This window comes from Streptomyces avermitilis MA-4680 = NBRC 14893, assembly GCF_000009765.2.
GTDB lineage: Bacteria > Actinomycetota > Actinomycetes > Streptomycetales > Streptomycetaceae > Streptomyces > Streptomyces avermitilis.
Map to the genome: position 1 here is coordinate 6,012,899 of NC_003155.5, position 13,817 is coordinate 6,026,715.

At 72.4% G+C, this 13,817-nt stretch carries 16 protein-coding genes; 15 read left to right on the top strand and 1 reads right to left on the bottom strand.

Annotated elements, in window-relative coordinates:
* Positions 1 to 130 precede the first annotated feature (130 nt).
* From SAVERM_RS25615 to SAVERM_RS43400, 7 genes are all read left to right on the top strand, one after another.
* Complete coding sequence (locus SAVERM_RS25615; protein WP_010986370.1) at positions 131 to 502, top strand: holo-ACP synthase; 372 nt, start codon at positions 131 to 133, stop codon at positions 500 to 502.
* Between the two features lie 40 nt (positions 503 to 542).
* Positions 543 to 1,973, top strand: coding sequence for a bifunctional ADP-dependent NAD(P)H-hydrate dehydratase/NAD(P)H-hydrate epimerase (locus SAVERM_RS25620; protein ID WP_010986371.1), 1,431 nt, complete (start codon positions 543 to 545; stop codon positions 1,971 to 1,973).
* A gap of 360 nt (positions 1,974 to 2,333) precedes the next feature.
* Positions 2,334 to 3,242, top strand: a complete 909-nt coding sequence (locus SAVERM_RS25625; protein WP_237528890.1) for a L,D-transpeptidase family protein — start codon at positions 2,334 to 2,336, stop codon at positions 3,240 to 3,242.
* A 68-nt stretch (positions 3,243 to 3,310) separates the two neighbouring features.
* On the top strand, positions 3,311 to 4,486 hold the full coding sequence (gene alr / locus SAVERM_RS25630; RefSeq protein WP_010986373.1) for an alanine racemase: 1,176 nt from the start codon (positions 3,311 to 3,313) through the stop codon (positions 4,484 to 4,486).
* A 90-nt stretch (positions 4,487 to 4,576) separates the two neighbouring features.
* On the top strand, positions 4,577 to 5,827 hold the full coding sequence (locus SAVERM_RS25635; protein ID WP_010986374.1) for an alpha/beta fold hydrolase: 1,251 nt from the start codon (positions 4,577 to 4,579) through the stop codon (positions 5,825 to 5,827).
* The gene (tsaE, locus tag SAVERM_RS25640) at positions 5,793 to 6,314 is read left to right on the top strand and encodes a tRNA (adenosine(37)-N6)-threonylcarbamoyltransferase complex ATPase subunit type 1 TsaE (RefSeq protein WP_078234501.1); all 522 of its coding nucleotides are present in this window, start codon (positions 5,793 to 5,795) and stop codon (positions 6,312 to 6,314) included. The genes SAVERM_RS25635 and tsaE overlap by 35 nt, the downstream gene beginning before the upstream one ends.
* Before the next feature lie 255 nt (positions 6,315 to 6,569).
* Positions 6,570 to 6,746, top strand: coding sequence for a hypothetical protein (locus tag SAVERM_RS43400; RefSeq protein ID WP_010986376.1), 177 nt, complete (start codon positions 6,570 to 6,572; stop codon positions 6,744 to 6,746).
* A gap of 85 nt (positions 6,747 to 6,831) precedes the next feature.
* Here SAVERM_RS43400 and SAVERM_RS25645 read toward each other — a convergent pair whose 3' ends face one another.
* Positions 6,832 to 7,386 carry a hypothetical protein gene (locus tag SAVERM_RS25645; RefSeq protein ID WP_010986377.1) on the bottom strand — a complete coding sequence of 185 codons (555 nt, stop codon included), beginning with the start codon at positions 7,384 to 7,386 and terminating at the stop codon, positions 6,832 to 6,834.
* Positions 7,387 to 7,508: 122 nt separating this feature from the next.
* Here SAVERM_RS25645 and tsaB point away from each other — a divergent pair, with 122 nt between their 5' ends.
* The 8 genes from tsaB (at position 7,509) to SAVERM_RS25685 (ending at position 13,815) form a co-directional block, all read left to right on the top strand.
* The gene (gene tsaB, locus SAVERM_RS25650) at positions 7,509 to 8,156 is read left to right on the top strand and encodes a tRNA (adenosine(37)-N6)-threonylcarbamoyltransferase complex dimerization subunit type 1 TsaB (protein ID WP_010986378.1); all 648 of its coding nucleotides are present in this window, start codon (positions 7,509 to 7,511) and stop codon (positions 8,154 to 8,156) included.
* 17 nt (positions 8,157 to 8,173) lie between these two features.
* Entirely contained in the window at positions 8,174 to 8,656 is a 483-nt protein-coding gene (gene rimI, locus SAVERM_RS25655) for a ribosomal protein S18-alanine N-acetyltransferase (RefSeq protein ID WP_010986379.1), read from the top strand.
* Positions 8,649 to 9,773, top strand: a complete 1,125-nt coding sequence (gene tsaD, locus SAVERM_RS25660; RefSeq protein ID WP_010986380.1) for a tRNA (adenosine(37)-N6)-threonylcarbamoyltransferase complex transferase subunit TsaD — start codon at positions 8,649 to 8,651, stop codon at positions 9,771 to 9,773. Before rimI ends, tsaD begins: the two co-directional genes overlap by 8 nt.
* Positions 9,770 to 10,027 (top strand): hypothetical protein, encoded by a 258-nt coding sequence (locus SAVERM_RS25665; protein WP_010986381.1) that lies wholly within the window; start codon positions 9,770 to 9,772, stop codon positions 10,025 to 10,027. The genes tsaD and SAVERM_RS25665 overlap by 4 nt, the downstream gene beginning before the upstream one ends.
* A gap of 100 nt (positions 10,028 to 10,127) precedes the next feature.
* Positions 10,128 to 10,970 carry a helix-turn-helix domain-containing protein gene (locus SAVERM_RS25670; protein WP_010986382.1) on the top strand — a complete coding sequence of 281 codons (843 nt, stop codon included), beginning with the start codon at positions 10,128 to 10,130 and terminating at the stop codon, positions 10,968 to 10,970.
* Positions 10,967 to 11,218 carry a DUF397 domain-containing protein gene (locus SAVERM_RS25675; protein WP_010986383.1) on the top strand — a complete coding sequence of 84 codons (252 nt, stop codon included), beginning with the start codon at positions 10,967 to 10,969 and terminating at the stop codon, positions 11,216 to 11,218. The genes SAVERM_RS25670 and SAVERM_RS25675 overlap by 4 nt, the downstream gene beginning before the upstream one ends.
* Positions 11,219 to 11,318: 100 nt before the next feature.
* Positions 11,319 to 12,323 (top strand): LacI family DNA-binding transcriptional regulator, encoded by a 1,005-nt coding sequence (locus SAVERM_RS25680; RefSeq protein WP_037648027.1) that lies wholly within the window; start codon positions 11,319 to 11,321, stop codon positions 12,321 to 12,323.
* A 196-nt stretch (positions 12,324 to 12,519) separates the two neighbouring features.
* A complete protein-coding gene (locus SAVERM_RS25685) occupies positions 12,520 to 13,815 on the top strand; it encodes an extracellular solute-binding protein (RefSeq protein WP_037648026.1) in 1,296 nt (431 codons plus the stop codon).
* Positions 13,816 to 13,817: the final 2 nt, after the last annotated feature.

A 13,817-nucleotide genomic window follows, 5' to 3' on the forward strand; every position in this document is an offset into this window, starting at 1 on the left:
TGGCGTGTGCGGCGTGGTCGCTGTGACGTGAGCGGCGTGAGCGGCGTGAGCGGTGTGTGCGGCGAGTTCGCCGTGGCGTGAGCGGGCGGGGTCGCCCGGAAGGGCCCGTACGTCGCCGTAGGGTGCGGGCATGAGCATTATCGGGGTCGGTATCGACGTGGCGGAGATCGACCGGTTCCGGGCGTCGCTGGAACGGACGCCTGGACTGGCCGACCGCCTGTTCCTGGAACGGGAGTTGCTGCTCCCGAACGGCGAACGCCGGGGCATCGCCTCCCTCGCGGCCCGGTTCGCGGCGAAGGAGGCGGTCGCCAAGGCCCTCGGCGCCCCCGGGGGCCTGTACTGGACCGACGCGGAGGTCTGGGTCGAGGACAGCGGCCGGCCGCGGCTGCGCGTGACGGGCACGGTCGCGGCACGGGCCGCCGAACTCGGCGTGCAGTCCTGGCACGTGTCGCTGAGTCATGACGCGGGGGTGGCTTCGGCGGTGGTGGTGGCCGAGGGGTGACATCGCGCGCTTCGCCCGGCCGTGCGGGAGACTCGGGGGCATGCGTACTGCGTACAGCGTGGAGACGGTGAGGTCGGCGGAGCGTTCGCTCATGGCGAGGCTTCCGGAGGGGGCGCTGATGCAGCGCGCCGCCGCGGGACTGGCCGCGGCCTGCGCCCAGTTGCTCGGCCGGGTGTACGGGCGGCGGATCGTGCTGCTGGTGGGCAGCGGGGACAACGGCGGGGACGCCCTGTATGCCGGAGCCCGGCTGGCCCGGCGCGGAGCGGGTGTCACGGCGGTGCTGCTCGCGGCCGGGCGCGCCCACGCCTCAGGGCTGGCGGCGCTGCGCCGGGCGGGCGGCAGCGTGACGGGGACCGGCCCCGCCGAGGAGCTGATCCGGCGGGCCGACCTCGTGGTCGACGGCATCGTCGGCATCGGCGGCAAGGGCGGACTGCGGCCGGACGCCGCGCTCCTGGCCGAGTCCGTCGAGCGGTCCGGGGCGGCCGTCGTCGCCGTCGACCTGCCCAGTGGCGTCGACGCCGACACCGGCGAGGTGCCGGGCGCGGCCGTGCGGGCCGACCTGACCGTGACCTTCGGGACGCACAAGCCGGGGCTGCTCATCGATCCGGCGCGGGAGTACGCCGGTTCCGTGCGGCTCGTGGACATCGGGCTCGAACTGCCCGACGGGCCCGACCTGGAGGCGTTGCAGCACGCGGACGTGGCGCGGCTGCTGCCGGTGCCGGGGGCCGAGAGCGACAAGTACCGGCGGGGTGTCGTCGGGATCGCGGCCGGGTCGGCGCGGTACCCGGGCGCGGCCGTGCTCGCCGTGGCCGGCGCGCTGCGCGGCGGGGCGGGTGCCGTGCGGTACGTCGGGCCGGCCGGGGACGCCGTGCTCGCCCGCTTCCCGGAGACGCTCGTGTCCGACAAGGGGCCGAAGCAGGCCGGGCGGGTGCAGGCCTGGGTCGTGGGGCCCGGCGCCGGGGACGACGCGCCGGTGGTCGCGGAGGTGCTGGCGGCGGACGTGCCCGTGCTGGTGGACGCGGACGGGCTCCGGCTGGCCGGCCGGGACGCCGTACGCGGCCGTACGGCGCCCACGCTGATGACTCCGCACGCGGGGGAGGCGGCGGCGCTGCTCGGGGTGTCGCGCGAGGAGGTCGAGCGGGCACGGCTCGTCTCGGTACGGGAACTGGCGGGGCGTTATGGAGCGACGGTGCTCCTCAAGGGGTCCACGACGCTGGTGGCGGACTCGGGGGGCGGGGCCGTACGGGTGAATTCGACGGGCACGTCCTGGCTGGCCACCGCGGGGAGCGGGGACGTGCTGTCCGGGCTGGCGGGGTCGCTGCTGGCGGCGGGACTCCCGGCTCTGGACGCGGGAAGCGTGGCGGCGTACCTGCACGGGCTCGCGGGGCGGTACGCGGCGGACGGAGCCCCGATGGGGGCCCACGACCTGGCGGAGACGATCCCGGAGGCCTGGCGCGACGTGCGCGACTGACGCGACGTGCGCGACTGAGCGGGCGGCCTGGGCGGAGGCCGCGCGGTAGGCATGCCGCTGAGCGGGCGCCCTGAGCGGGGGCTGAGCGGTAGGCGGGCGGCCTGGCCGGCGGTTGCGGTGCCGGCCGGGCCGTACGTGCGTGGCTGGGCAGGCGGTTGCGGCGGTGGCCGGGCTGTACGTGCGGGGCCGTGTCGTGCGTGCGGGGCCGTGCCGTGCGTGTGGCCGACTCGGCGGCCGGGGCGTACGTACTTGGCCGCGCAGGTCGCCGGGAGCGGCGTCCGGCGGGGTGTACGGCTGCGTATGGGTGACATCGCCGCGCGGCTTCCCCCGGCGCCCCGCCCCGCCGCGTTCGCTGATTGCATGATCAGCACACGAATGGCGTGCCGCGGTGCCGCGGGACTGCTCGCGGTGGCCACCGCGCTCCCCGCACTGACCGCGTGCGGCGCCGTCGCCCAGCCGCCGCCACCCCCCGCCCCCGGCCCGGGCAGCGAACTCGCCGCACTCGTCCCGGGCGTGCCCCCGGGCCCCCAGCAGCCCTGGCAGGTCGACACGCCCGACCAGGCCCTCCCGCCCCAGGTGTACACACCCCATGCCGAAGAGGACGCCGGCGAGCCGCGGGACGCCGCCCGCGGGGCCGACGCCCTCGTCGAGTACGTCCCCCTCGGCGACGCCGTCGCGCAGCAGGCGTGCAGCAAGCGCACCGGCCCCTACCAGCGTCAGGTCGAGCGGTGGCTGAAGCTCAAGGTCGACGGGAAGCAGTCCGGCGCCGACTGCGTCGCCGTCCGCGCCTTCCAGACCCGCTACAAGATCAAGCCCGCCATCGGCTACGCCGGGCCCGTCACCTGGGCCCACATGCAGCTCCTGTCCGCCCGGAAGAACCCGAACGCCGCCGGGAAGTGCCCGGTGCGCACGTACCGCGTCGCCTGCGTCGACCTGGCGCGTCAGCTCACCTGGGTGCAGAAGGGGCAGAAGGTCGTCTACGGGCCCGTGCCGATGCGCAGCGGACGCGCCGGGTACCGCACCAGGACCGGGTGGTTCACGGTCTACTGGAAGCACAAGAACCACGTGTCCACGATCTACAACACCCCCATGCCGTACAGCCAGTTCTTCAGCGGCGGCCAGGCCTTCCACGCCGTCTACGGCGACATCTACAACCCCAACGGCTCCTGGGGCTGCGTGAACCTGCGGCTCGCCGACGCCCGCACGCTGTGGGGCGTGCTGAAGAAGAACGACCGGGTGTACGTGTGGGGGCGCAGGGCCGGCACATGAGCGGGGCGAGCGGCCGAGAGCCACGGCGCTCGGGGCCTGTCGTACCCCTCTGAGACACTGGGGGCGCGATGACGACAAGAGAGACAGCGCCCCTGCGCGCCCGCGCCGAGATCGACCTGGCGGCCCTGCGGGCCAACGTGCGGACCCTGCGCGCCCACGCGCCCGCCGCGGCCCTCATGGCCGTGGTGAAGTCCGACGCGTACGGCCATGGGGCGATTCCGTGTGCCCGCGCCGCCGTCGAGGCCGGTGCCACCTGGCTGGGCACCGCCACGCCGGAGGAGGCCCTCGCACTGCGCGCGGCCGGGCTGCCGGGGCGCATCATGTGCTGGCTCTGGGTCCCCGGCGGCCCCTGGCGCGAGGCGATCGACGCCGACATCGACCTGGGCGTCAGCGGGCTGTGGGCGCTGCGCGAGGTCGTCGAGGCGGCGGCCGGAGCGGGCGCGCCCGCGCGTGTCCAGCTGAAGGCCGACACCGGGCTCGGGCGCAACGGCTGCCAGCCGGAGGACTGGCCGGGGCTCGTCGCCGAGGCGCTGCGCGCCGAGGCCGCGGGGCTCGTCCGGGTCACCGGCCTCTGGTCGCACCTCGCCTGCGCGGACGAGCCCGGGCACCCCTCCATCGAGGCCCAACTCGCCCTGTTCCGCCAGATGGTGGCGTACGCGGAGCGGCAGGGCGTGCGCCCCGAGGTGCGGCACATCGCCAACTCGCCCGCCACGCTGACCCTGCCGGACAGTCACTTCGACCTCGTCCGTACGGGGATCGCGGTGTACGGCATCTCGCCCAGCCCCGAGCTGGGCGTCCCCGCCGACTTCGGGCTGCGCCCGGTCATGACGCTCGCCGCGTCCCTCGCGCTGGTGAAGCACGTACCGGGCGGTCACGGCGTCAGTTACGGGCATCACTACGTCACCCCGGGCGCCACCACCCTCGGCCTCGTCCCCGTCGGCTACGCGGACGGCATCCCGCGCCACGCCTCCGGTTCCGGGCCCGTCCTGATCGGCGGCAAGTGGCGGACGGTCGCGGGGCGGATCGCGATGGACCAGTTCGTGGTCGACCTGGGCGGCGACGAGCCCGGGGCGGGCGCGGAGGCGGTGCTCTTCGGCCCCGGCGACCGCGGGGAGCCCACGGCGGAGGACTGGGCGAAGGCGGCGGGCACGATCGCGTACGAAATCGTGACCCGGATCGGAACCCGCGTGCCGCGCGTCTACGTGAAGGTGAATAACCAACAAGACGGGGAAGCGAACAGGTAGTCGGTAGTCGATCACGCTGACCCGGGTCATGTGAACGACCATGTGTACACGACACGACGAGCGAAGCCGCCTGGCGAGGAGGAGCGGGACGTGAGCGAGAGCAGCGCGGAGGCCGTGGAGGTCGCGGCGGCCGTCGCGAGCGCGGCCTCGGCCGCCTCCGCCGCCGGGAACTGGCGCAGGGCCGGGATCGCGGGCGCCGCGATAGGCGTGGTGGCCGCGGGTGCCGCCGCCGGTGTCGCCATCGAGCGGCTCACCGTCGGCCGCGGCATGCGCCGCAAGGCCAGGCTCGCGCTCGACTCGGCGGCACCGTACGGCACGCTGCGCGGCACCCCCGCCAAGGCGTACGCGGACGACGGCACCGCGCTGTACTACGAGGTCGACGACGTCGAGCCGGACGCCACGCTCGCGCCGCGCCGCCGCCGGCTGTTCGGGCGCAAGGCCCCGGCCCCGGTCACCGTCGTCTTCAGTCACGGCTACTGCCTCAACCAGGACTCGTGGCACTTCCAGCGGGCCGCGTTGCAGGGTGTGGTGCGCATGGTGCACTGGGACCAGCGCAGCCACGGGCGGTCCGGGCGCGGGGTCGCCCAGGTGCAGGACGGGTCCCCCGTCACCATCGATCAGCTCGGAAACGACCTCAAGGCCGTCATCGACGCGGCCGTGCCCGAGGGGCCGATCGTGCTCGTCGGGCACTCCATGGGCGGCATGACGGTCATGGCCCTCGCCGACCGGTACCCCGAGCTGATCCGCGACCGCGTCGTCGGCGTCGCTCTCGTGGGTACGTCGTCGGGGCGGCTCGGCGAGGTCAACTTCGGGCTGCCCGTCGCGGGCGTCAACGTCGTGCGGCGCGTCCTGCCCCAGGTGCTGAAGGCGCTGGGGCAGCAGGCCGAGCTGGTGGAGCGGGGGCGGCGGGCGACGGCCGACCTGTTCGCGGGGATCATCAAGCGGTACTCGTTCGCGTCCCGGGACGTCGATCCGGCGGTCGAGCGGTTCGCCGAGCGGATGATCGAGGGCACGCCGATCGACGTGGTCGCCGAGTTCTACCCGGCGTTCACCGACCACGACAAGACGGCGGCGCTGGCCAGCTTCACGGAGCTGCCGGTGCTCGTCCTCGCCGGCGTCAAGGACCTGGTGACCCCGAGCGAGCACAGTGAGGCGATCGCCGACCTGCTGCCGGACGCGGAGCTGGTGCTCGTGCCGGACGCCGGACACCTCGTGATGCTGGAACACCCCGAGGTGGTCACGGACCGCCTCGCCGACCTCCTCATGCGCTCGGGTGCGGTCCCCGCAGGAGCTACCGTGGGTGGCTATGGAAGCACCAGCAGCAGCGCGCAACCCGGGTGAGATCGTGTCCGTCGAATTGATCGTCAACGCTCCCGACCAGATGCGGGAGCTGGGCCACCGGCTGGCCAAACTGCTGCGCGCGGGCGACCTCGTGATGCTCAACGGGGAGCTGGGCGCCGGCAAGACGACACTGACGCGCGGCCTCGGCGCGGGGCTCGGGGTCCGGGGCGCGGTCACCTCCCCGACCTTCGTGATCGCGCGTGTACACCCCTCCCTCGGTGACGGTCCGCCCCTGGTCCACGTGGACGCGTACCGCCTGGGCGGCGGACTCGACGAGATGGAGGACCTCGACCTCGACGTCTCGCTGTCCGACTCGGTGATCGTCGTGGAGTGGGGCGAGGGCAAGGTCGAGGAACTGACCGACGACCGGCTGAACGTCGTCATCCACCGTGCCGTCGGTGACACCACCGACGAGGTACGGCATGTCACGGTCACGGGGCTCGGGGAGCGGTGGGCGACCGTGGATCTGGGCGTGCTCTCCGCCTGATCGCACGGCGATCACCAGCAGTCACCAGCAGTCACCAGCAGTCACCAATAGTCATCGGAAGCCACCGGCAGTCACAGGCGCTGACTCCAGGCACTTCCGTCACTCCGGTACGCCCGGTGTTCGTATGTTCGACCTAACGTTCCGACAAGCCGTCGGCAAGATGTTGCGTGCGGCGTCCCCGGCGTGGTCACATGGTATCCAGTTCGTAGTTAGGTCTACCTAACTACGTCCGCCCCCGGCCCTCAGGAGGCGTCCATGCCGGCTTCGGAACGAGACGAGGCGCCGCCGCGCGCGAGCGCCGGGGTGTCGATGCGGGACCTGCTGGCGTCGTGCGCCGCGGCGCGGGCGGTCTCCACGCCGCCACGCGCGCCCGCACCCGTGTCCGTGTCCGCGGTGAAGCCCGTGGAGCTCCGGCGCCCCGAAGCGGCCTGACGGGCGCCGGCCCCTGGTTCCTGACGGGCGCCGGCCCCTGGTTCCTGACGGGCGCTGCTTCCTGGTTCCTGGTGGGCGCTGACCTCTAGTTGATGACGACGACCTTCTGGCTGATCGTCGCGAACTCCCACATCGCGTCGCCGTCCGCGCGGGACTCGCGGATGCCGCCCAGCTTCTTGGTGGGCACGGGCGCGGGTGTCGAGCCGTCGACCGCGGCGCTGAAGCCGATCGTGACGCCCTCGTTCGAAGCGAACCGCACGACGTGCTCGATCGGGGTGCCGTCGGAGCCGGAGACGGCGTTGGAACGGGAGGTCACCGCGTAGGTGGCGGGCAGCGGGTCCACCGTGCCCGGCGTGACCTTGAACGTGCGCTGGACCTTGTTGTTCGCGCCCACCAGCCACACCCGGTCGTCGTCGATCGAGTAGACGACCCGCTCGCCCTTGCCGGAGTCCGCGGGCAGCGCCACCGGGTTCTTCTTGTCGCGGGGTGCCTTCGACTTCACCGCCGAGGGGGACTTGGAGGTGGCCGACCTGCCCAGTGTGTCCGGCACGTTCGCCGACGCCTGAAAGGCGAGGAAGCCGACCACGGCGACGGCCGCCACGGTGAGCCCGGCCACGAATCCCGAGCTGCCCTTAGCCACCTGTGCCCACCTCTCGAACCCCTGCGCGGGTGTACTCGTACGTCTTTGCTGTGACGGTAGCAGCAGGTGTACGGCAGACCGGGTCGGCCGTGCGTTGCGCTCGGGCGCCGTAGGCTGTTTGCGTGCTCTTGCTCGCTCTGGATACCGCCACCCCCGCCGTCACCGTCGCCCTGCACGACGGGACGTCCGTCGTCGCCTCGTCGAGCCAGGTGGACGCGCGTCGGCACGGGGAACTGCTGCTGCCCGCCGTCGACCGGGTCCTCGCCGAGGCGGGCACGCGGCTCGACGCCGTCACCGGCATCGTCGTCGGCGTGGGCCCCGGCCCCTACACCGGGCTGCGCGTCGGCCTGATGACCGCCGACACCTTCGGGCTCGCCCTCGGGGTGCCCGTACATGGCCTGTGCACCCTCGACGGCCTCGCCTACGCCTCCGGCCTCGACGAGCCCTTCGTCGTGGCGACGGACGCGCGCCGCAAGGAGGTCTACTGGGCGCGCTACGACAACGCCCGCACGCGGGTCACCGAGCCCGCCGTGGACCGGCCGGGGGACCTGGACCTGCGTGGTCTGCCCGCGGTCGGCGCCGGCGCGCTGCTCTACCCCGACGCCTTCCCGGACGCCCGCGAGCCCGAGCACCTGTCGGCCGCCGCGCTGGCCTCCCTGGCCGCGGAGAAACTCGCCGCGGGCGAGGAGCTGGAGGCGCCCCGCCCCCTCTACCTGCGCCGGCCGGACGCCCAGGTGCCCAAGAACTACAAGGTGGTCACCCCGAAGTGACGGTCGTGCTGCGCGAGATGCGCTGGTGGGACATCGATCCCGTATTCGAGATGGAGAAGGACCTCTTCCCCGAGGACGCCTGGTCCCGGGGCATGTTCTGGTCCGAGCTGGCCCACTCCCGAGGGGCCGGGGCGACCCGGCGGTACGTCGTGGCCGAGGAGGACGGAAAGATCGTCGGATACGGCGGACTCGTCGCCTCCGGCGAGGTGGGCGACGTACAGACCATCGCCGTCGACCGCGACCACTGGGGCACCGGCCTCGGCGCGACCCTGCTGACCGAGCTGCTGCGGGCCGCGACCGCGTTCGAGTGCGCCGAGGTCCTGCTCGAGTGCCGCGTCGACAACGTCCGCGCCCAGAAGCTCTACGAACGCTTCGGATTCGAGCCCATCGGCTTCCGGCGCGGCTACTACCAGCCGGGGAACGTGGACGCCCTGGTGATGCGGCTCCAGGACCCCTCGACCTCCGTACAAGGAACACAAGGAACCGAGATCAATGGCTGACTCACGCGACGAGCCGCTCGTCCTGGGCATCGAGACGTCCTGCGACGAGACCGGCGTCGGCATTGTCCGCGGCACCACCCTGCTCGCGGACGCCATCGCGTCCAGCGTCGACGAGCACGCCCGCTTCGGCGGTGTGGTGCCCGAGGTCGCCTCCCGTGCGCACCTCGAGGCGATGGTGCCGACCATCCAGCGCGCCCTGAAGGAGGCGGGCGTCTCGGCGAAGGACCTGGACGGCATCGCCGTGACCGCCGGTCCCGGCCTGGCCGGCGCGCTGCTCGTCGGGGTCTCGGCGGCGAAGGCGTACGCCTACGCGCTCGGCAAGCCCCTCTACGGCGTCAACCACCTCGCCTCCCACATCTGCGTCGACCAGCTGGAGCACGGGCCGCTGCCGGAGCCGACCATGGCGCTGCTGGTGTCCGGCGGGCATTCCTCGCTGCTGCTCTCCACGGACATCACCTCCGATGTGCGGCCGATGGGCGCGACCATCGACGACGCGGCGGGCGAGGCCTTCGACAAGATCGCGCGCGTGCTGAACCTGGGCTTCCCGGGCGGTCCGGTCATCGACCGGTACGCGCGCGAGGGCGACCCGAAGGCGATCGCGTTCCCGCGCGGTCTCACCGGGCCGCGCGACCCCGCGTACGACTTCTCCTTCTCCGGTCTGAAGACCGCCGTGGCCCGCTGGATCGAGGCCAAGCGGGCCGCCGGTGAGGAGGTGCCGGTGCGTGACGTCTCCGCGTCCTTCCAGGAGGCGGTGGTGGACGTGCTGACCCGCAAGGCCGTACGCGCCTGCAAGGACGAGGGCGTCGACCACCTCATGATCGGCGGCGGCGTCGCGGCCAACTCGCGGCTGCGCGCGCTCGCCCAGGAGCGGTGCGAGGCCGCCGGGATCCGGCTGCGGGTGCCCCGCCCGAAGCTGTGCACGGACAACGGGGCGATGGTCGCGGCGCTGGGCGCGGAGATGGTGGCGCGGGGGCGTGCCGCCTCCGACTGGGACCTGTCCGCGGACTCGTCGCTGCCGGTGACGGACCCGCACGTGCCCGGGCGCGCGCACACGCATGCGCACACGCACGGCCACGATCACGTGCACGAGGTCAGCAAGGAGAACCTGTACTCGTGACCGTCGCGCTGATGTGGGAGGCCCGGGCGGTCGAGGGCCGCGGCGACGAACTGCTGGCCTGGGTCGAGAAGCAGGACCTCCCGGGACGGCCCCTGCGGCGCGAGGTCCTGCGGGCGCCGCAGGACCGGGTACTGGTGATCACGTGGTGGGATGCCGCGTACGACGCCGAACTGCCGGAACTCCCGGACCCCGACGGGGAGTTGGTGACGCGGACCGTGCACCGGTGGCGGTTCGAGTCGGTGGGTGTGAGCTGACCGGAAGCGGCCGCTGACGCCAGGTGGTACGGCCGTACTGTCGGCGGAGTACGCGGGTCCGGGGTGGACAGTACGGTATTGGTGTCGTGACTCTGGGTGCATGGCACATGACATGGGGTGGTCGGCGCAGGGTGGTGAGCCGGAGTCGTCGGACAGCATGAAGACGTTCGGCGGGTTCGTGCAGGGGCTGCGGGAGCATGCGGGGCTGAGCCGGGAGGAGTTCGGGGCGCGGGTTCATCTGTCCAAGCACTCCGTGGCGTCCATCGAGCTGGGGCGACGGCTGGCGGACGAGCGGTTCGTGGAGCTGGCGGAGGGGGCGCTGGGGGATACGGGGGCGTTGCGCAGGGCGTTTCGGTTCATGGCGCGGCAGCCGGGGTTCGCGGCGTGGTTCAAGGCGTGGGCGCGGCTTGAGCGGGAAGCGGTGAGTCTGGCCACGTACGAATGCCGTCTGGTTCCGGGGTTGTTGCAGCCCGAGCCGTACGCGCGCGTGGTGTTCGGCAACAGCATCCCGCCGCTGTCGGACGAGCAGGTGGAGGCTCAGGCCGTCGCCCGAATGGAACGGCAGCGGATGCTCCGCGAGTGCCCCAACACCTCGTTCAGCTTCGTCATCGACGAGCACATCGTGCGGCGGCGCCTCGGCGGCGTCGAGGTCACTCGGAGCTTGCTGGACCACATGCTTGGGTACGCTCAACTCCGCAACGTGGAGATCCAGATCATGCCGCTGGACTGCGAGGTTCACGCGGGGCTGGACGGTCCGCTCGCCCTGTTGGAGACTCCGGACGGCAGGCGCCTCGCCTACTCGGAGGGGCAGAAAACCGGCCGGTTGATCACCGACGCGAAAGAGGCCGCTGTCCTGCACCGCAGGTATGCAACACTCCGCTCGCAGGCTCTCAGCCCCCTGGACTCCGTCGGCCTGCTGGAGCGCATCGGAGGAGAGCTATGAGCACCACCCAACTGGCGTGGTTCAAGTCCAGCTACAGCGGCACAGAGGGCGATAACTGCATCGAAGTCGCCCTGAACTGGCGCAAGTCCACGTACAGCGGCACCCAGGGCGACAACTGCATCGAAGTCGCCCCCACCCCCACCACCATCCACATCCGCGACTCAAAAGACCTCACCCGCCCCCACCTCGCTCTCACCCCCACCGCCTGGGGCGCTTTCGTCACGCACGCCGCAGCCCAGGCGAACTGACCCTCTCCCGCCGCCCCTGTAACCTTCCCGCCGAGCCCGGTTTTCCGGAAGACTCCTGCAAGGTTTCGGCAACGGAGGTGGGCACGTGGCCCGGGAGAGCATGAAGAACAAGGTGACCATCACCGAGATCGCCCGGCAGGCCGGCGTCTCGGTGCCCACCGTGTCGCGGGTGGTCAACGGCCGCTCCGACGTGTCGCCTCAGACCCGCGCCCGGGTCGAGGACCTGCTGCGTCACCACGGCTACCAGCGCAAGTCGTCCGCCCCGGGCGACCGCGCGGCCCTCATCGACCTGGTGTTCAACGACCTCGACAGCCCCTGGGCCGTGGAGATCATCCGGGGGGTCGAGGAGATCGCGCACGCCTCGGGCGTCGGCACGGTGGTGTCGGCCATCCACGGCGCGTCCGGCTCGGCCCGGCAGTGGATGACCAATCTCCGCGCCCGCGCCTCGGACGGCGTGATCCTCGTGACGTCCGTCCTCGAACCCCGTATGCACGAGGAACTGCGCAGGCTCGGCGTCCCGCTCGTCGTCGTCGACCCGGCCGGCTCGCCCTCCCTGGACGCGCCGACCGTGGGGGCCACCAACTGGGCGGGCGGCCTGGCCGCGACCGAACACCTGCTCGGCCTCGGGCACCGGCGGATCGGGTTCATCGCGGGGCCGCCACGGCTGCTGTGCTCGCGCGCGCGGCTCGACGGCTACCGGGCCGCCCTGGAGGGCGCGGACATCGCGGTCGACGACGCCCTGATCGTGCCGGGCGACTTCTACCACGCGTCGGGATTCGACGGCTGCACCCGACTGCTCGACCTGGCCGAGCCGCCGACCGCGCTGTTCGCCGCCAGTGACCAGATGGCGCTGGGGGCGATCGAGGCGCTGCGGCGCAGGGGGCTGCGGGTGCCGGAGGACATGAGCGTCGTCGGGTTCGACGACCTGCCCGAGGTCCGCTGGTCGGCGCCGCCGCTGACGACCGTCCGTCAGCCGCTGGCGGAGATGGGCAAGCTGGCGACGCGGACGGTGCTCAGGCTCGCGGCCGGTGAGGAGCCCGCGTCGCCCAGGGTCGAGCTGGCCACCGAGCTGGTGCTGCGGGCGAGTACGGCCCCGCGCGGCTGACCTCGCCGCGGGGCCCGTCCGGGCCCCGTCCGGGCCCCGTCACGCGTCCCGTCCGGCTCTCGTCCGGCTTCCGTCCGGGTCTCGATAACACCGGTATTTGTCAGGGCCGTTGACACACCTGTCGTACACCCGTAGCTTCCGTGCGCACTCGACCGATAATTATCGGCTCTCTTCCGGAAGGTGTGCGATGCGAGCGTTGGGCAACACCTCTCTCTCCCGCCGCGGTTTCCTGGCGGCCTCCGCGGCGACCGGAGTGGGCGCGGCCGCGCTGAGCGCGTGCGGCTCCTCCGACAGCGGAAACAGCTCGGGCAAGACCACGATCGAGTGGTGGAACATCACCACCACCGAGCCCGCGAAGAAGCTGTGGGCCCAGCGCGCCAAGGAGTTCGAGGCCGCGCACCCCGACGTGAAGATCAAGATCGTGACGCTGGAGAACGAGGCGTACAAGTCCAAGATGACCGCGCAGACCGCCTCGGGGAAGCTGCCGGACATCTACCACACCTGGGGCGGCGGGGTACTCGAGCAGCAGATCGACGCGGGCCTGGTCGAGGACCTGACCGACCGGGTCTCCTCCTGGACGGACACCTACGTGCCCGCCGCGCTCGCCGCCTACCGGTTCGACAGCAGGACGTACGCCGTTCCCTTCGACATCGGCGCGGTCGGCTTCTGGTACAACAAGGCGCTCTTCAAGCAGGCGGGCATCGACACCCCGCCCACCACCTGGTCCGGCTTCCTCGACGCCGTCAGGTCCCTCAAGTCCGCCGGGATCACGCCCATCGCCCTGGCCGGCAAGGAGAAGTGGCCCGGCATGTACTACTGGGCGTACCTCTCGATGCGTGTCGCGGGGCTCGACGCGATGCACAAGGCCGCCACCGACGCCGACTTCACCGGCGACGGCTTCGTCAAGGCCGGCCAGCACCTCAAGGACCTCGTCGCGCTCCAGCCCTTCCAGAAGGGGTTCCTCGGCGCGGGCTACTCCACGCCCACCGGCGAGGCGGCCGCGATGGGCAACGGCAAGGCGGCCATGGAGCTGATGGGCCAGTGGGCGCCGGTCGTCGAGAAGGACGCGGGCAAGGGTCTCGGCAAGGACCTCGGCTTCTTCTCCTTCCCCGCCGTCGAGGGCGGAAAGGGCGCGCTCACCGAGGTGTTCGGCGGGGGCGGCGGCCACGCGGTGCGCAAGGGCGCGCCCGAGGCGGCGGTGGAGTTCCTGAAGTTCTTCGGCGAGAAGGAGTTCGCCGGAAAACTGGTCAAGGAGACCGGCCTGATACCGGTGTCCAAGGACGCGCGCGGCGCGCTGACGGACCCCAACCTCACCGCTGTGTCGGACGCGCTGAACGCGGCCACCGGCTTCCAGCTCTACCTCGACCAGGCCTACGCCCCCGCCGTCGGCCAGGAGATCAACGACAGCGTCGCCGCGCTCGTCGCCGGCTCCAAGTCCCCGCAGCAGGTGACGCGTTCGGTCACCCAGGTCGCCAAGAGCGAGAAGAGCTAGCG